This is a genomic window from Paracoccus sp. MC1862, assembly GCF_016617715.1.
Classification (GTDB): domain Bacteria; phylum Pseudomonadota; class Alphaproteobacteria; order Rhodobacterales; family Rhodobacteraceae; genus Paracoccus.
The window spans coordinates 1,507,137-1,525,079 of record NZ_CP067225.1 but is presented as its reverse complement, the minus strand read 5'-3'; the positions used below and the strand labels follow the sequence as shown (position 1 = coordinate 1,525,079).

At 67.0% G+C, this 17,943-nt stretch carries 15 protein-coding genes and 1 pseudogene; 10 read left to right on the top strand and 6 right to left on the bottom strand.

The window, feature by feature from the left end:
* Positions 1–47: 47 nt before the first annotated feature.
* From bamA to lpxB, 7 genes are all read left to right on the top strand, one after another.
* Complete coding sequence (bamA, locus tag JGR78_RS07600) at positions 48–2,438, top strand: outer membrane protein assembly factor BamA (protein WP_182791971.1); 2,391 nt, start codon at positions 48–50, stop codon at positions 2,436–2,438.
* Entirely contained in the window at positions 2,438–3,358 is a 921-nt protein-coding gene (locus JGR78_RS07595) for an OmpH family outer membrane protein (protein WP_182805905.1), read from the top strand. Before bamA ends, JGR78_RS07595 begins: the two co-directional genes overlap by 1 nt.
* Before the next feature lie 2 nt (positions 3,359–3,360).
* Positions 3,361–4,029 carry a nicotinate-nucleotide adenylyltransferase gene (locus JGR78_RS07590; protein ID WP_234450915.1) on the top strand — a complete coding sequence of 223 codons (669 nt, stop codon included), beginning with the start codon at positions 3,361–3,363 and terminating at the stop codon, positions 4,027–4,029.
* Between the two features lie 30 nt (positions 4,030–4,059).
* The gene (gene fabZ, locus JGR78_RS07585; protein ID WP_182805907.1) at positions 4,060–4,536 is read left to right on the top strand and encodes a 3-hydroxyacyl-ACP dehydratase FabZ; all 477 of its coding nucleotides are present in this window, start codon (positions 4,060–4,062) and stop codon (positions 4,534–4,536) included.
* Complete coding sequence (lpxA, locus tag JGR78_RS07580) at positions 4,529–5,314, top strand: acyl-ACP--UDP-N-acetylglucosamine O-acyltransferase (protein WP_182805910.1); 786 nt, start codon at positions 4,529–4,531, stop codon at positions 5,312–5,314. The genes fabZ and lpxA overlap by 8 nt, the downstream gene beginning before the upstream one ends.
* Positions 5,311–6,111, top strand: coding sequence for an LpxI family protein (locus tag JGR78_RS07575; RefSeq protein WP_182805912.1), 801 nt, complete (start codon positions 5,311–5,313; stop codon positions 6,109–6,111). The genes lpxA and JGR78_RS07575 overlap by 4 nt, the downstream gene beginning before the upstream one ends.
* 61 nt (positions 6,112–6,172) lie before the next feature.
* Complete coding sequence (gene lpxB / locus JGR78_RS07570; RefSeq protein WP_182791976.1) at positions 6,173–7,327, top strand: lipid-A-disaccharide synthase; 1,155 nt, start codon at positions 6,173–6,175, stop codon at positions 7,325–7,327.
* Here the strand turns inward: lpxB and JGR78_RS07565 are convergent.
* The 4 genes from JGR78_RS07565 to JGR78_RS07550 all read right to left on the bottom strand — a co-directional run bounded on the left by JGR78_RS07565 (position 7,311) and on the right by JGR78_RS07550 (position 11,668).
* Positions 7,311–7,658, bottom strand: coding sequence for a RidA family protein (locus JGR78_RS07565; protein WP_182805914.1), 348 nt, complete (start codon positions 7,656–7,658; stop codon positions 7,311–7,313). The two genes, lpxB and JGR78_RS07565, sit on opposite strands and share 17 nt — an antisense overlap.
* A 2-nt stretch (positions 7,659–7,660) precedes the next feature.
* Positions 7,661–8,416, bottom strand: coding sequence for a sulfite exporter TauE/SafE family protein (locus tag JGR78_RS07560; protein ID WP_182791978.1), 756 nt, complete (start codon positions 8,414–8,416; stop codon positions 7,661–7,663).
* 480 nt (positions 8,417–8,896) lie between these two features.
* Positions 8,897–10,336, bottom strand: coding sequence for an IS1182 family transposase (locus tag JGR78_RS07555; protein ID WP_200559479.1), 1,440 nt, complete (start codon positions 10,334–10,336; stop codon positions 8,897–8,899).
* A 27-nt stretch (positions 10,337–10,363) separates the two neighbouring features.
* Complete coding sequence (locus tag JGR78_RS07550; RefSeq protein ID WP_200559478.1) at positions 10,364–11,668, bottom strand: ISNCY family transposase; 1,305 nt, start codon at positions 11,666–11,668, stop codon at positions 10,364–10,366.
* A gap of 405 nt (positions 11,669–12,073) precedes the next feature.
* Between JGR78_RS07550 and JGR78_RS07545 the strand changes: the two genes are divergently transcribed.
* On the top strand, positions 12,074–13,108 hold the full coding sequence (locus tag JGR78_RS07545) for an IS110 family transposase (RefSeq protein ID WP_182793574.1): 1,035 nt from the start codon (positions 12,074–12,076) through the stop codon (positions 13,106–13,108).
* An 867-nt stretch (positions 13,109–13,975) separates the two neighbouring features.
* Here the strand turns inward: JGR78_RS07545 and JGR78_RS07540 are convergent.
* Positions 13,976–14,683, bottom strand: coding sequence for a type 1 glutamine amidotransferase domain-containing protein (locus tag JGR78_RS07540; RefSeq protein WP_182793576.1), 708 nt, complete (start codon positions 14,681–14,683; stop codon positions 13,976–13,978).
* A 162-nt stretch (positions 14,684–14,845) separates the two neighbouring features.
* Positions 14,846–17,224, bottom strand: coding sequence for an AI-2E family transporter (locus JGR78_RS07535; protein ID WP_182793577.1), 2,379 nt, complete (start codon positions 17,222–17,224; stop codon positions 14,846–14,848).
* Positions 17,225–17,473: 249 nt separating this feature from the next.
* Between JGR78_RS07535 and JGR78_RS07530 the strand changes: the two genes are divergently transcribed.
* Positions 17,474–17,611: a hypothetical protein gene (locus JGR78_RS07530; protein WP_200559477.1), complete on the top strand. Its 138-nt coding sequence runs from the start codon at positions 17,474–17,476 to the stop codon at positions 17,609–17,611.
* Between the two features lie 156 nt (positions 17,612–17,767).
* Positions 17,768–17,875, top strand: a pseudogene (locus tag JGR78_RS18425) (hypothetical protein); the annotation flags it as partial.
* Positions 17,876–17,943 lie beyond the last annotated feature (68 nt).

Below are 17,943 nucleotides of genomic sequence, written 5' to 3'. Positions count from 1 at the left end.
TGCGGCCGGGAAAACCGGCGCGATACGCCAGGCGCAAGGGACAGGTCATGTGGGATCGCAGGATGGGCGCAAGCCCGGCTATCAGGGGCACGCGGGCGCTCGTCTCGGGACTGGCGCTGACGGTCATGCTGGGGATGCCGGCGGTCGCCGCCGTTTATTCCGAGGTGCGGCTGGAAGGCGCGCAGGGCGTCGATGCGGAAACCATCCTGTCGCTTGCCGACATTCGCCGCGGCGCCGACCTGTCGCTGGGCGATCTGAATGACGCGCAGCAGCGCCTGCAGCAGTCGGGCCTGTTCGAGACGGTCGAGATCGTCCCGCAGGGCAGCACGCTGGTCATCCGCGTCAGCGAATATCCGGTCATCGACGTCATCAGCTTCGAGGGCAACCGCCGCCTGAACGACGAACGGCTGGGCGAGATCGTGCAGTCGCAGTCGCGCCGGGTGTTCTCGCCCGCGCAGGCGGAACGGGACGCTCAGACCATCGCTGCCGCCTATGCCAGCGAGGGGCGCTATGCCGCCCGCGTCGATCCCCGCGTGATCCGCCGCCCCGGCAACCGCGTGGATCTGGTGTTCGAGATCCGCGAAGGCGACCTGACCGAGATCGAGCGCATCGGATTCGCCGGCAACCGCGCCTTTTCCGACCGCCGGCTGCGGAACGTACTGGCGACCAAGCAGGCGGGCATCCTGCGGACCTTCATCCGCCGCGACGTCTTCGCCCCCGAACGGACGCAACTGGACGAGCAGTTGCTGACCGACTTCTACCGCTCGCGCGGTTACGCCGACTTCCGGGTGCAGGCCGTGGCGCCCGAGGTCGCCCGCGAACGCGACGCGTTCTTCGTCACCTACAACATCTACGAAGGCCCGCGTTACACCTTCGGCAATGTCACCGTCGTCAGCGAGGTGCCGGGCGTGTCCGCCGACGCCTATGTGGCGCAGAACCGGGTTAGGCCGGGACAGGTCTACAGCCCGCAGGCGGTCGAGAACTCGATCCAGCGGCTGGAGGCCGTGGCCTTGCAGCAGGGCGCCAATTTCCTTGCGGTCGAACCTCGGGTGACGCGAAACCCGCGCAACCAGACGCTGGACCTGACCTTCGCGCTGACCCGCGGGCCGCGTGTCTTTGTCGAGCGCATCGACATCGAGGGCAACACGACGACGCTGGACGAGGTGATCCGCCGCCAGTTCCGCACCGTCGAGGGCGACCCCCTGAACCCGCGTGAGATCCGCAACTCGGCCGAGCGCATCCGGGCGCTGGGCTACTTCGCCGACGCGCAGGTGGAAACGCGCGAAGGGTCCAGCCCGCAGCAGGTGATTGTCGATGTCAACGTCGAGGAGCAGCCGACCGGCAGCCTCGGCTTTGGCGCCAGCTATGGCGCCAGCCAGGGCATCGGCTTCAACGCCTCGCTGACCGAGCAGAACTTCCTTGGCCGCGGTCAGACCGTTGCGCTGTCCTTCTCGACCGCCAGCGGCTCGCAGGGGTTCGATTTCAGCTTCATCGAGCCGTCCTTCCTGGCCCGCGACCTGCGCGCCCGCCTGTCGGCCTGGTACCGCACGTCGGATTACGACAACGCCCGCTTCAACACGCGCAGCTTGGGAATTTCGACGGGGATCGAGTTCCCGGTCAGCGAGAACGGGCGTCTCGAACTCAGCTATCGGCTGAGCAAGGACAAGCTGTATGATGTCGATCCCGTCGGCTTCGATCCCGAAACCGGCGAATGGATCGGCTCGTCCCCGATCCTGGTGGGCGAGCAGGGCGAGCGCGTCAGCTCGGCGCTTGGCTACAGCTACAATTACGACACGCGCGGCACGGGCCTGGACCCGCTGACAGCCTGGAAGCTGCGCTTCAGCCAGGATTTCGCAGGCCTCGGCGGCGATGTGGATGCGGTCACCACGACGATGCTGGCGGGCGTCGAAAGCCGCGCCTGGCGCGAGGAAGTCGCGCTGCGGGCCGAGTTCGAGGCGGGCGCGCTGGTCATGCTGAACGACAGCGAAAGCCGCATCACCGACCGTTTCCGCGGGACCGGCCGCATCCGCGGCTTTGAATCGAACGGCTACGGTCCCCGCGACCTGAATGCGCCCTACGAGGACGCGCTGGGCGGCAATTATTTCTGGGCCGCCCGCGCGGAGGCGCAGTTCCCGCTGGGACTGCCCGAGGAATACGGGATCAGCGGCGGCATCTTCGCCGATGCCGGTTCCGTCTGGGGGCTGGACAATGTCGCCGGTTACGGCCGCGACACCAACGACCGCGACGGGGACGGCAACGTGACCGAAGCCATCGACGGCAGCGTGGATGACAGCATGAACATCCGCGCCTCGGTCGGGGTGTCGCTGTTCTGGACGACGCCCATCGGGCCGTTGCGCTTCAACCTGTCCAAGGCGATCAAGAAAGAGGACTACGACAACACGCAGCCCTTCGACCTGTCGATCTCGACCCGGTTCTGATGCGCCACGGGCTGGGGCAGGCGGGTCTGGCGGCGGCGCTGCTGGGGGCGCTGCTCGCCCCGGCGCCTGTGGCAGGGCAGGAGCCTCCGCCCGCGCGGCCCTCGCCCTTCGGCTCTGCCCGTCCTCCGCAATCCCCGGCGCCGGTTCCACCGAATGACGCGGGCGATCTTGCCGGGCCTGAACTGTCCCGGCCCGCTGCACCCGGCGGACCTCCGCCTGCCGGCCCCGGTCCCGAAAGTGGCGCGCCCCTGCGGGTGGTGCCGCCCACTCTGCCGGCCGGGGGCGCCGCCGCCGCGCTGGGCCGGGCGGTGCTGACCGTGGACCAGGAGGCCATGTACCGCCAGTCGCGCTGGGGGATGCGCGCCCAAGCCGAACTCGCGGCCCAGTCGCGGCAGGTGGCCGCCGACAACGACCGCGCCTTTGCCGATCTGGTCGCCGACGAGGATGCTCTGACGGCCGCCCGTGCCACCCTGTCGCCCGAGGAATTCCGCCAGCGCGCCGCCCGCTTCGACGAACGGGTGATGGCGGTCCGCGCGGAACGCGAGGCCGCGCGCAATGCGCTGGCGGAGATGTCCGATCTCGACCGCGCCTTGTTCGCCCAAGCGGCCGCGCCTGTGCTGGGGCGGCTGATGACGGCACGCGGCGCGCTGGTGGTGCTGGACCAGCGCACCGTGCTGATCGCCGATGAGCGCATCGACGTCACTGCCGCCACCATCGCGGCGCTGGATGCCGAACTGGGCGACGGGCGCGAGATCGTGGCCGCCGCGCTGGCGCAGGCCCGCGCGCGCGAGGAGGCTGCCGAGGAAGAAAGCGCTGCCCCCGAACCCGGGGACGCGCCCGGCGGCTCTGCGGTGGCGCCCGCCGGAACGGCGCTGGACCTGCCCGAAGGCGCGCCCGCTGCCCCGCAGGACCCGCGCTAGGCGTGGCAAAGGGATCAGGCGACCGCCCCCTTGCCTTTGCCGGGCAGAGGATCGGCCTGCTCGGCGGCTCGTTCGACCCGGCCCATCAGGGGCATCTGCATATCACCCGCATGGCGCTGCAGCGGTTCCGGCTTGACCGCGTCTGGTGGCTGGTCAGCCCCGGCAATCCGCTGAAGCCGCAGGGTCCGGCACCCTTGGGCCAGCGGATCGACGCGGCCCGTCGGCTTGCCCGCGACCCGCGCATCCTTGTCACGGGGATCGAGGCGGGGCTGGGCACGCGCTGGACCGCCGACACCATCGCGGTGCTGCGGGCGCGTTATCCGGGCGTGCGGTTCGTCTGGCTGATGGGGTCGGACAACCTGATCCAGTTCAGCCGGTGGGACCGCTGGCGCGGGATCGCGGCTCAGGTGCCGATCGGGGTGATCGCCCGTCCCGGCTCGCGCACATCTGCCCGCACCTCGCGCGCGGCCCACATCCTTGGCCCGCATCGCCTGCCCGAAGACCAGGCGGGCCGTCTGGCGGACAGGACGCCGCCCGCCTGGGTGCTGGTCAACGTGCCGATGTCGGACCTGTCCTCCAGCGCCATCCGCCACGCGCGGCTTGCCGCCCATCGAGATGGACCCGCCGCTGGCACAACCGGGGCTGCCTTGCCAAGTCTTCCGGCCATTTGATAGGCACGAAGGAAATATTCGGAGCACAAGATGGCCGAGACCGCGCGCAACCCCGCCCCCTACGACTCTGCCGATCTGGCTCTGATCAAGCGGATCATCCCGCACCGCTATCCCTTCCTGATGATCGACAGGGTCCGGGACATCGTGCCCCATGAAGGCGCGGTCGGGATCAAGTGCGTCACCTCGAACGAGCCGCATTTCCCCGGCCATTTCCCCGACCAGCCGGTGATGCCCGGCGTCTTGATCGTCGAGGCGATGGCCCAGACCTCGGCGGTCGTGGTGGGCATCAGCATGAACATGATCGACAAGACCATGCTGACCTATTTCATGGGCATCGACGGCTGCAAGTTCCGCCGCATGGTCCAGCCCGGCGACGTGCTTGAACTGCATGTCCGGGTCAAGCGCTCCGGCGGCAAGATCTGGAAGTTCACGGGGCAGGCCAAGGTCGACGGGCAGATCTGCGCCGAGGCCGAGTTCACAGCGATGATGGCGCCAGCAGATGGCTGACACCGCCATCCACCCCTCGGCCATCGTCGAGACGGGTGCGGAACTGGGGCAAGGCGTCCGCATCGGCCCCTTTTGCCATGTCGGACCCGAGGTGCGGCTGGGTGACAGGGTCGAACTGAAATCCCATGTGGTCGTCGCAGGCGACACCAAAATCGGGGCCGAAACGGTCATCTTTCCCTTTGCCTGCATCGGCGGCATCCCCCAAGACCTGAAGTTTCAGGGAGAGCGGACCCGGCTTGTCATCGGCGCCCGCAACCGCATACGCGAATATGTGACGATGAATCCCGGCACGGCCGGCGGCGGCGGGCTGACGCAGGTCGGCGATGACGGGCTGTTCATGGCAAGCTGCCACGTCGCCCATGACTGTCGGATCGGCGACCGCGTGATCCTGGTCAACAGTGTCGCCGTTGCCGGGCATTGCGTGATCGAGGACGAGGTGATCGTCGGCGGGTTGTCCGGCATCCACCAGTTCGTCCGCATCGGCCGCGGGGCCATGATCGGTGCCTTGACGATGGTGACGGCGGACGTGCTGCCGCACGCGCTGGTGTCGGGGCCGCGCGGGCAATTCGAGGGGCTGAACCTCGTTGGCCTCAAGCGGCGCGGCGCGGATCGGGGCGACATCGCGGCGCTGCGCGATCTGCTGGCGGCGCTGGCGACGGGGTCCTTCCGCGACGCCGCGCGCGCCCGGGCCGAAGGCGAGGTCACGCCGATGGAGCGCGAGGTGCTGGACTTCATCCTCGGTCCCAGCGAGCGCAGCTTCCTGAAGCCCCCCGCATGACCGGCAGGACGGCGATCATCGCAGGCGAAGGGGCGCTGCCCGGTCTTCTGGCCGAGGCGCTGGATGCCCCGCTCGTCTACGCAATGGAAGGTTTTGCGCCGCCGATCCCGGCAACGTCCTTCCGGCTGGAACGGCTGGTCCCCTTCCTTGATGGCCTTGCGGACGAGGGCGTCACCTGCGTCGTCTTCGCCGGTGCCATCCGCCGACCCCGGCTTGACCCCGAGGCTTTCGATCCGCGCACCGCGACGCTGGTGCCGCGTTTTCTGGCGGCAATGCAGGCGGGCGACGATGGCGCGCTGCGCGAGTTGATCGCGATTTTCGAAGAGTGGGATTTCGAGGTCGTGGGCGTCACTGCGATCCGCCCTGATCTTGTCCCCGGTCCGGGCGTGCTTGTGGGCGAGCCCTCCGAGGCCGACCGGGCCGATGCCGCGCGTGCGGCCGAGATCCTGAGAGTGACAGGGCCTTTGGACATCGGCCAAGGCTGCGTGGTGGTGCAGGGCCTCTGCCTCGCCTTCGAGACGCTGCCGGGGACCGAGGCGATGCTGGATTTCGCCGCCGCACATCAGGGGCTGCGGCCGGTGGCGGCAGGCGGGCGCGGGGTGCTTTACAAGGCCCCGAAGCCGATGCAAGACCGCCGCATCGACCTGCCGGCGATCGGCCCCGATACCGTCGCGCAGGCTGCCCGCGCCGGTCTGGCGGGGATCGCCTGGGAAGCCCGGGGCGTGATGCTGCTGGAGCGCGAGGCGGCAATCGACGCCGCCGAGGCTGCGGGGCTGTTCCTGTGGGCGCGGGAGTGACGGGGTATTTGGGCCAGAAAGAAGCCCCTGCCGCCTGCTGCAAGGCGACAGGCAACGGTCGATGAAGGCCTTCCTGATCGCGGGCGAGCCTTCGGGCGACCGTCTGGGCGGGGCGCTGATCGACGGGTTGCGGCAGTTGGACCCCGCCCTTGAGCTTCAGGGGATTGGCGGCGAGGCGATGGCCGCGCAGGGGCTGCGCAGCCTGTTTCCCATGGCTGAGCTCAGCCTCATGGGCATCTGGGAGATCCTGCCGAAATACCGCGCGCTCAAGCGTCGGATCGCGGAAACGGCGCGGGCGGTGATCGCGGCGGCCCCCGATGTGCTGGTGACGATCGACAGTCCCGATTTTGGGCTGCGGGTGGCGCGGATCGTTCGGGCCGCGGCGCCGCAGGTCCGCACCGTGCATTACGTCGCGCCCTCGGTCTGGGCATGGCGGGCGGGGCGGGCGGCGAAGATGGCGCAGGTCATCGACCATGTGCTGGCCATTCTTCCCTTCGAGCCGCCGCTGATGCGGGCCGCCGGGATGACCTGCGATTTTGTTGGCCATCCAGTCGTGGCCGAGCCTGTTGCGACACCTGACGAGGCCGCGGCTTTCCGCGCAACCCATGGCATTGCCGCCGAAGCGCCGCTTGTCCTGTGCCTGCCGGGATCGCGGCGCGGCGAGGTCGAACGGCTCGGCCCCCGCTTCGACGAGGCGCTGATCCGGCTGCGCGACCGGGTGCCCGAGATCCGCGTCGTGCTGCCGACCGTTTCGGGCGTCGCCGACATGCTGGGCGGGATGGCAAGGCGCTGGCCGACCGCGCCGGTGATCGTGCAGGACCAGGCCGACAAGCGCGCGGCATTCGCCGCCGCCGATCTGGCACTGGCCGCCTCCGGGACGGTCAGCCTCGAACTGGCCGCAAACCGGGTGCCGATGGTGATCGGCTATGACATGGCGCCGATCAGCCGGGCGCTGATGGGGATGCTGCTGAAGACCGATACGGTGACGCTGGTGAACCTCGTCAGCGAGACCCGCGCAGTGCCCGAGTTCCTGGGCAAGCACTGCCAGCCCGGCCCCATGGCCAGCGCGCTGCTGCGCCTGCTGGACGATCCCGACGCCCGCGCCGAACAACTGGCCGCGATGGACCTGGCGATGCAGCGGCTGGGCCGCGGAGGAGAGCCGCCCGGCTTGCGGGCGGCGCGGTCGGTGATGGCGGCGGTTACAGCGCGGCGGTGATGATCGCCTCGACCCTGTAGTCGGGGGTAGCGAGCTTCGCTTCCCCCGTCGCGCGGGCGGGGCAGTGGCCCTGCGGCACCCAGGCGTCCCAGACGGCGTTCATCTCGGCAAAGTCGGCCATGTCGGCCAGCCAGATCTGGGCGGTCAGAATGCGCGTCTTGTCGGTCCCCGCCTCGGCCAGCAGCCGGTCGACCTGCGCCAGCACCTCGCGTGTCTGCTCGGTCACGCTGTCGCCGGGATTGCCCACCTGCCCGGCCAGATAGACGACGCCGTTGTGGACGACCGCCATGCTCATCCGGGGGCCGCATTCGATCCGCTTGATTTCCGCCATGTTCACGCTCCGTTGATAAGGCGCCAGAAGAATAGCGCCGTCATGCCGAAGCCCACCACCGCGATCAACCCGCGCAGGACGCCGACGGACATCAGCCGGGCGACAGGTGCGCCGGCGAGACCCCCGATGATGGCGCCGACGGCAAGGATCAGGCAGGGCAGCCAGGCGATCTGCCCGCCCCAGGCAAAAATTCCAAGGCTGATGGTGGACAGCGCAAAGGACAGCCAGGTTTTGAGGCCGTTCATGCTGTGGATGTCCGTCATCCCCCATAGCGAGAACAGCGCCAGAAGCACGATCCCGAGGCCGCCGTTGAAATATCCTCCGTAAAGCGCGACCGGGACCATGGTGCCCGCGCCAAAGGCCGTGACGCCGTTGCGGAAGCGCGAGGCGAAGGCCCGCAGTTGCGGGCCGGCAAGAAAGATCAGCGTCGCGGCAAGCAGCAGGAAGGGCACGATGGCCGAAAACGCCTCGTTCGAGGACACCAGCAGCAGCGCTGACCCGAGCGCGCCGCCCAGCAGCGTCCACAGCGTCAGCCGCAGCACGATGTCGCGTGGAATGCGGGCAATCTCGTGCCGGAAGCCGAGTGCGGCCGCGAGATAGCCGGGCAGGGCGGCCACCGTGCTGGTCGCGTTCGCCATGACGACCGGGACACCGGTGAAGACCAGCGCCGGAAAGACGATGAAGGTGCCGCCTCCTGCCACCGCGTTCAGCATTCCGCCGAGGAACCCGGCGACGAGCAGCAGAAGATAATCGGTCACGTCGCGTCCTTGCCCTGAAGTCGGCTCAGGGTGGCTAACCTGCCCGGAAACGGCAAGCGGACTGCGCGGGTGTTTCCGAAAGGCGAAACTTCGGGTGCAGCGATGACAAGGCTTTGATGCGGGCGGAGAACTTCGTCATGTGTTGCAACCATCCAGAAATGTCACCCTTGCTGGCAATTCAGGAATGTCACCGGGCGCCACGATGCCGGCAGCCGGGCAGGGCGGAGACCTCCGCCATCGCAGCCCTGACCGGCTGCCTTGAGCGGCCGTCGGATCCAGTGCTCCGTCTGGCGTTCAGTTCGTTCTGGCTTCGACCTGCGCTCGACGTGCCTTGACCAGCAGAGGTGTGCGACCAGGTCCGACGGTGCCCTTGGGCTTAGCCTGTGTTGAAACTCTCCGCATCGGGGCCGGTGGTTGTTCGGATCTGGCGCAGCGCTTCAGAGTGTGACCTGCGGGCAAAGACGGAGTTTCCCTGCCTTCTCAGGCCCGGATTGCGGTCATGAAGCTTCGGATGCCGATCAAAGCGACGATCCGCTTGATGTTGTAGGCCAGCACGTTCAGCGCCATTTCCGTCTTCACGTTGGGCAGTCGCCTGGTCAGGAAATGGGTCGCACCCATCCACGCCTTGATCGTGCCGAACGGATGCTCGACGGTGGATCGACGAAGCGTCATTGGCTCTGACGGGCCGCGCAACCTGATCTGCGCCTCTTCGATCAGATGCTCATGCTCCCATCGTGTGATCCGGCGTTCCTTGCCGGTAGTGCAGCGTGACCTGATCGCGCAATTGCCGCATTCGCCGGTCCAGTAGCGTCGCAACTGAAGGTCGTCTTCCTCGGTGGTGTAGCGATAACTCAGCGTCTCGCCTGCCGGGCAGCGGTAAACATCTGCCTCCGGCTCGTAAGCGAAGTCGGCCTTCACATACATGCCCTTGGCGCGATTGCCTGAGGTCTCGGGGCGCGGCACGGTCGTGGTGATGCCCCTCTCATGACAGAGGAGGATCTCACGACCGCTGAAGTAGCCCTTGTCCGCGAGCGCATGCAGATCGTCTCGCTGCAGGGCATCCTTCGCGGCTTGTGCCAGGGGCGCCAGAAGGTCTCGATCATGGACCTGATTGGTTACGTCGTGCGCCACGATCAGATGGGTCTCGGTATCAACGGCCATCTGGGCATTGTAGCCGACCATCCCACTGTTTTTGGCACTGGTGGCCATGGCGCGGGCGTCGGGATCGGTCAGCGAGATCTGCCCGTCGGGGGCTTCGGCCAAAGCCCTATCCATGGCTTGCAGATACTGGATCTGTTGGCGAATGCGACCATATCGCCGGGCAAGATGCGCCACCTTCTCGGTCCGGACCTCGCCCTCCTCCTGACGGTCCACCCTGACCATCTCCTGGATATACCGCTCGACGTCAGCCTCCAGATGGGCAATGCGGCTGGCGATCTTGCCCTTGGTGAAGTTGCGGTCGCGGTTGTTCACTGCTCTGAACTTGCTTCCGTCGATAGCGACGCAATCGCCCTTGAGCGTGCCGATCCGGCGACAAAGCTCCACGAACTGCGCGCAGGTCCTGCGGATGGCAGCGCCATTGTCACGCCGGAAGTCGGCAATGGTCTTGTGGTCCGGCACCAGGCGGCCGGTCAGCCACATCAGTTCAACATTGCGACCTGCTTCACGCTCCAGCCTGCGGCTGGACGGGATGCGGTTCAGATAGCCATAGATGAACAGCTTGAGCAGAACCGCGGGATGGTAACCGGGCCGTCCCGTTCGTGCCGGAGCCGATCGAGCAAAGCCAAGGCCTGGCAGATCCAGCTCATCGACAAAGAGATCGACAACTCGAACCAGATGATCCTCACTGATCCAGTCCTCGAGACGATCCGGAAAGAGAACCGTCTGTCCGCGCTCAACACCCTTGATGAAGCCCGACATGCTGATCCCCCACAGCCATGTCAAAGTCTACCATGAGCACGAGTTTTCACACAGCCTCGGCTCATAGCGGGTGCGCTGCTTGCCGACGCGCCGCGCCCTGGGCGGGTCCTGGTCCTGCTGGGTCTGGATGAAGGCCAGCACCTCGGTCAGGCGCTTGTTCTCGGTGATCGCGGCGTGGGTGACGCGCTGCTCCTTGTCGAACATCCGGCAGGGCAGGGACACGCCCCTGGCCCGGATCTCCAGCCGGCCGTCCGGGAACTCGTAGGTGTCGACGTATGTGCCGACCAGGCCGAGCGTCAGGTGGTTCGGTTCGAGGATGATGCGCTTCCTGTCGTAGGACAGCGCCAGCTGCTGGCCGACATGGCGTTCGTCGCGCAGGCAGAAGATGTCGCGGAGCCGCTCCGGCTCGACGTTCAGGGGACGGTGCAGATCGTCCGACCGGCGCGGGATGCGGGCGAAGCGGGTATTGAAGGCCGCGATGAAGCCGGGCAGGAACGTATTGCCGGCTGCCATGTCCGCGATCCCGGCAAGCCGCAGTTCCTTGACCAGACGGTCCTGCAGGGTGCGATTGGCGCGCTCGACCCGGCCCTTGGCCTGCGAGGAATTGGCGCAGAGGATCTCGATGTTCAGCTCGTTCAGCGCCCGGCCGAATTGCGTCATGCCATGGCCGCTGCGCGCCTCGGTGCGGTTCACCCGAAACACGCTGTGCTTGTCCGAATAGAAGGCCACGGGCCGGCCGTGCTCCTGAAGGTAGCCCTCCAGCGCATTGAAATAGCTGAAGGTGCTCTCGGAGGCGACAAACCGGAGATGCATGAGCCGGCCGGTCGCATCGTCGATGAACACCAGCAACGTGCAGGCGGGGCCCCGATCCTCGAACCAGCGATGCTCCGAGCCGTCGATCTGGACCAGCTCACCCAGGGCCTCGCGCCGCAGCCGCGGCTGGTGCAGCACCCGCTGCTGCTTGCGCGAGACCCATAAACCGTCTTCGATCATCCATTTGCGCAAGGTCTCGTGCGAGATATGGATGTCATGCAGCTCGGCCAGCTTCTCGGCCGCAAGCGTCGGACCGAAATCGGCATACTGCGTCCGAACGAGTGCCAGCACCTGCTCCCGATGAAGGGCAGACAGGGCGTTGTTCGGCGCACGTCCGCGCGCACGGTGGGCCAGCCCGGCCGGGCCATCCGCCCGAAACCGCGCCAGCAGCCGAAATACCTGCCGCCGGGTCAGGCCGAGCAGGCCGGCGGCGTCTTCAACCCGCAACCGGCCAGTCCCAACCTCCGACAGCACCTCGATCCGGTTCAGCTCGCGTTCGCTCATCACCAGCCATCCCATGTTCGTCCCCCGAGGATCATGCTTCAACCGGGGGAGAGTGACATTCCTGCTTTGCTCAGCGGTGACATTTTAGCTTTGCGCGTATAGCGTGATTTTTTATAAAGAATTTTATAGTCATGCTGTTTGTTTGGTCTGGAGAGAAAGATTCAGAATTTAAAGATTCAGAATTTGTTGCAGAGCTTCCGGTGACGGGATGGAGGCTGGAGTACAGGTGAATTCAACCACCTGCGTGATTGACCACTCGGTTGATCAGTCGTCTGGCGCGAATTCTGGTGCTTGAGCATGGCTGACGAACTTACCACGTCAAGCTGACGCTGGCCGTCTGCGGCTTTGATGATGGGTTGGGTAGCCCCTTCTGACGGCACTTGTGCCACTGTGGTCCGGACGGATCAGGGGGGTATGGCTATGAAGGAAGCATCGATCATCGGCGTCGACCTGGCCAAGCACGTCTTTCAGCTGCACGGTGCCACGGCCGAGGGCGAGGTCGTGTTCCGCAAGAAGCTGTCGCGCAAGCAGTTTGTCGCCTTCATGCGGGTGCAGCCCGGGTGCTGCGTGGCGATGGAAGCATGCGCCACGGCCCATCACTGGGCACGAACCTTGATGGGTCTGGGGCACGAGGTGCGCCTGATCGCGCCGAAGTTCGTCAAGCCGTATGTGAAGAATCGGAAGAACGACATGGCGGACGCCGAGGCGATCACGGAGGCCGCCAGTCGGCCGACGATGCGCTTTGTCGAGGTGAAGACGCCGGAGCAGCAGGGACTGGGCATGATCTTCAGATTGCGGGATCTGCTGGTCGGGCAGCGGACGCAGACGATCAATGCCCTGCGCGGCCATCTCGCCGAGTTCGGGCTCGTCACTGGCAAAGGGCGAGAGAATGTCGACCCGCTGCGGTCGGCCTTGGAGCGGGACGAGGAAGCCACGGATCTCCCTGTCGCCGTTCATCACATGGCGCAGATCTGCTTTGCCCAGATCGATGACCTGTCCCGGCGCATCGCGGAACTTGAGGCAGAGATCGCGGCGGCCAGTCGGCGCTCGCGGTTCTCTGCGCGCCTGCAGACGATGCCGGGTGTCGGCCCCGTCATCTCGATGGCGCTGGCTGCCTTTGCCCCGCCGATGGAGAGTTTCCGTCGAGGGCGCGACTTCCCGGCCTGGTTGGGGCTTGTGTCCAGACAGCACTCCAGCGGCAGCAAGCAAAGGCTCGGGCGCACGAGCAAGTCCGGCCAGCGCGACATCCGGCGCCTGCTGATCATCGGCGCGATGGCGGTGATTTCCGGAGCCAAGGCTCGGCCACGGGCGGAGAACTCCTGGCTGGGCCGTATCCTCGCCCGGAAGCCGAGAATGCTGGCGGCAATTGCACCGGCGAACAAGATGGCCCGCATGCTGTGGGCCATGATCACGAAGGATGACGAGTTTCGAGGGGGACCGCTTCTGGCGCATTGATGAGGAACCAGAAGCCCCACCTCGAAAGTGCGGCAGAAGCTGAAGCTTGTATGACATCGATCGAACGGATCAGGGCTGGGAAAATCAGTGTCACATGGAGAGCTTCGAGCTCGGTCTGATGTTTTGATCCTGACCCGCGGATCCCATACCGGCCAAGGGCCATGCGCCCCGAGAAAAGGCCTGACACATGGACGCATTCGTTCGTATCATTCCGGCTGAGGCGACAGCTCGCTAAACCCGGGGCGACCCACACAGGATGTGACCGCCCCCCGACGGCATCGCTGTGCCAAGATGGATCTGCAAGGATCCACAAAGGGGAGGCGGTCTCATCAGCGATCTGCTTCCGCACTCCCCCGGCGGCGCCCCGTTCGAGATCGCGACCAGCGAGCCGGGCTTTGCCCGCGACGAGGATGTGTCCCATCCGGGCGAAAGGCTGCAAATCCCCGGCCAGCCTGCCCATCTGCGCGGTCGGGTCGAGAAGCTGCTGACCACGCCGGACGGCTGAACCCCTGACACGCCCGCCAGGAGGACCGGCAAGCGCACTGCAGCCTTCGTCGGGGGCGGGAACAATTCAGGGCGCCCAGAATAGTTGCGCCGCCACAGACCCGTCAGGAGTCCCCCATGACTGAACGCGTCAGGAATCCGGGAATTGCGCTGCGGAAAGCGGACCCGCCAGGAAGACGGGCTTGATGACGGACGAGCCGGCTCGCGGCTGGCGCGTGCGTGGGCGCAGCCAAGGATGCTGGACGCCGCAGCACTCGCCGACAAGATGGCGCGCATGGTCCTGACCATGCCTTGGCAGGAGGGACATCGCCGAGCGGCAGCCTGTTCTGTCGGCGCCGCGGGCCGGATCGGTCCACCTGATCGTCAGGTCCGCTTCGCCCCGTCGATCGCATCGAGGACCAGCCTTGCGACCGGCTCGGCCGAGGCGGGGTTCTGGCCGGTGACCAGGTTGCCGTCGCGGATGGCGAAGGGCTCGAAATCCGGGCCGGCTTCGATCCTGGCGCCCAGTTCCTTCAGCCGCGTCGTCAGCAGGAACGGGACGGCATCCTCAAGGCCCACCGCCCGCTCTTCGCTGTCGGTAAAGGCGGCCACGCGGCGGCCGGCGACGACGGGCGTGCCATCCGCGCGGCGGGCGCCCACCAGCCCGGCAGGACCGTGGCAGACAGCGGCGACGACCTTGCCGGCCCCATCGAAGTCGGCCACCAGCTTCGCCAGCGCCTCGCTGTCGGGATAGTCGAACATCGTCCCGTGGCCGCCCGGCAGGACGATGGCGTCGAAGCCAGAGGTGTCCAGCGTATCGAACCGCGGCGTATCGGCGATGAGGGATTGGAACCCGGGGTCATCCAGGGCGCGTTCGACCGAGGCGTCATTCTCGCCAGCGGGCTTCATGCTGCTCGGGTCCACCGGCACCTTGCCGCCCGCGATAGAGGCAAGCGTCACCTCGGCGCCCGCATCGAGAAAGGCGTAGAAGGGCGTCGTCAGTTCCTCAAGCCAGAGGCCCGTGGGCTTGTCGCTGCCGGTCATGGTGGCGGCAGAGGTGGCGATGATGAGGATACGCGGTCTGGTCTGCATGGGGAGATGCCTTTTTCAACGGATCGCTTGAAAGCGGGGTTTGTGGCTGCATCATCCGGTACCGGATCGAAGTCCAGCACATGGCGGACAGGGCAGGTCAGCGGGCGCGGCTTCTGTCGCAGGGCGGCGCAGCAGTCCGGCCCCATGGTCAGGCCTGCGCCGTCATTCCGGCACCTTCTGGCCGATCGTGGCGGAAACGGCGGGCTTCTGCGGCTCGCTGATCGGCGCGGCTTCCTCGCCGGTCAGCCGCTCGGCCACCTCGGCCGCAAGCGTTTCCAGCAGCCGCAGTTCCTCGTCGTCCAGTTCCCGCACCTCGTCGTGGATCAGGCACAAGGCGCCCAGCACAACGCCGTCGGCCTGCCGCACCGGTGCGGCGGCCAGCGCCCGCGCGGACCAGCGGTGCAGGATCTGGTTTTCCGACAGGTTGGGGTCGCGCTCGATGTCGGGCACCATCAGCGGCCCGGCATCGGCCAGAAGCTGCGCCGACAGGGGCGCGCCTGCGGGCAGCAGGATCAGGTCCCGCCCGTCGGTCGTCCGCGCGCCGGGCAGGTCGCGGCTCGCGCCGATCACCAGTTCATGGTCGCCTTCGAGGGCGACGATCACCGCGGTCTTCATGTCGAACACATCGGCCGCCCGGAGCGCGTAGTCGTTCAGGTCCTCGCGCAGATCGGGGTCCTCGAGCTTCACGCCCCGAAGGGTCTCGTTCCGCAGCGTGGCCGCCTGCGGGTCCTGCACGACCTCGACCCCGGCACCCGCCGTGTCCTTTGCCAAGAGGGCGATGCGCCCCACGGCCTCCTTGATCGAGGCCACCACCGCATCGGCGCCCAGGGCCTCGCGCCGCTGCTTGTCAAGGGCGTCGGCCGGCACACCCCAGAGACCGAGCACGACCTTGACCTCTGGCCAGCGGGCGCGGATGCGGCGGGTGAGGTTCCGGGCGGCGGCGTCCGGCTCGCGGCTGAAGAAGCTCAGCAGGACGACCTGCACCCCTTCAAGATCAAGCCCCGCGACATAGCGCGAGGTGACGCTGCCAGAGGCCCGCACCACCGTTGGCAGCCCGTCAAGCTGCAGGCTGTGGGCCAGCATCTCGCAGGCCTGACGGTCGATCTCCCACTTGCCGGCGATGCAGGCGACGCGGGGGGCCGCGCCTTCCGGCAGGTCGGCGGGACGTTCGTCGCGGATATGTTCCAGCAGTTCGTCCATGCCGTTCGCGATCCGCAAGCGGTGCTCGGCGCGGGCGTTGTTGATATAGTCGAGGCTGGCCTGCCGCAGCACCTCCATGCCCTCGTCGTTGTAGAACTCGGTCACGGATTCCTCCTCGATCACGTCCTCGGCGATGTCGATGGCGTCGTCGGGGTCGTTGGCGATGAGGCGCTGGTAGATGCGCGTCTCGCGACTGAGCGCGGGACTGGACCCGAGCAGCGTTTCCAGGATGGACAACTGCGGGATATAGCGGCCCACGACCAGCAGGCAGACGGTCAGCGGCGTGGACAGGACCAGCCCGATCGGTCCCCAGATCGCGGTCCAGAAAGTCGCGGCGGCGATCAGCGACAGGACCGACAGCCCCGTGCTGGTGCCGTAAAGCAGCGGCTCGATGATGTTGTTCGACACCAGTTCCAGCACGAGGATCAGCCCGGCCGTCATCAGCACCATGTTCCAGCCCGGATCGACCGCAAAGGCGAGGCTGAGCGGAAACACCGCCGACAGGATCGGCCCGACATAGGGGATGAAGCGCATCACGGCGGCCAGCGTCCCCCACAGGATCCAGCCCGGCACGCCGATTGCCCAAAGTCCCAGCGCCATCGGGATCGCATAGGTGACGTTCACCACAAGCTGCATCAGCAGGTATTTCGAGATGCGCTTGCTGGCTTCCTCCAGCGCGTCGGTAGAGCGGTAGATGTTGCCGCCCAGCATCCGCAGCAGCCGGTCGCGCAGGTCGCCTTGGTCGAGCAGGATCAGCACCACGAAGACCAGCACGATGCCCGCCGTGGCGACCGGCGCAAGCAGCGGCGACAGCCACAGCATCGCGGTCGCGAAGGGCGAGACCGGCTCGGCGATGACGCGGACCCGCTGGGGCGCAATGTCGTTCTCTTCGCCGTCTCCGACGACCTCGGCCACTTCCTGCTGGACGGTGTCCACGGTCTGCAGCGCGCCTTCCAGGAAGCCCGGCCCTTCCATCTGCGCGCCCAGGTCCTTGATCTTGGCGCGGATGGTGGACTGATAGGTCGGCAGTTCGGCGCTGAGCGAGCGCACCTGCACCGCGACCACGGTGCCCAGCGCGCCCAGCACCGACAGCACCAGCCCCATGGCCAGCGCGACCGCAAGGATGCGCGACAGCCCGTGGCGAACCAGCCACTGCACCAGCGGTCCCAGCACGAAGCTGATGAGAAAGGCGACGGCCAGCGGGATCAGAACCACCTGCCCGAAGTAAAGGGCCGCGATCAGGATGGCCGCGATCACCAGTCCCGCGGCAAGGCGCAGGACATCGGTCTGCTGAGGCTGGGGCGACGGCTCGGCGCCGGGTGTTGGAAGGGGCAGGATCACATCGGCACCGCGCGGCTGAGAGCTTGTGCAGCCGCAACGCAATGTTGAAGCAAGTGGTTCACGCGCCACATTGCAGGAAAGACGCTTGCAGAGGGACGGCCCGCCTCACGTCAGGCAGGGTCATGGACCTGGCGAACCGGATTGGCAATGTGAACGTCGTCACCATCCTCGCCGCGGCCGATGACGCCCACGGCCGCAAAGGCTTCGTTACCCACCAACTTGTCAGAGAGCGACCTGAACGGCGGCGACTTGGACGTGTATCTCTGCGGCCCGCCACCGATGGTGAAAGCCGTGCGCCAGCACCTGAATGGCGCGGGCTTGACCCCCGTCAGCTTCCATTACGAGAAGTTCAATCCGATCGAGGCCCTCACCGAGGCTGCCGAATGAGCAGGCGTTTTGCCGGCAAGGTGATGGTCGTGACCGGCGCCGCGCAGGGCATCGGCGCACGGGTGGCAGAACGCGCCGCCGCCGAAAGGGCCGAGGTGCTGGTCGTGCACCGCTCGCCCCACCGCGACGAGGTGGGGGCAATACTTTGTCGATCAGGGCATCACCAAGGTCTTCACCGTCGCCTCCCACAATGCCGCGGGCCAGCAGATGATCGCGGCGCTTGGCAACGCCTTAACGGCGGCGGGCGGCGAGATCGTGGGGTAGGGGTTCACGCCCTTCCAGAAGAGCCAGAACTTCGGCCCTATCTCGCCAAAGCGAAATCCAGCGGCGCG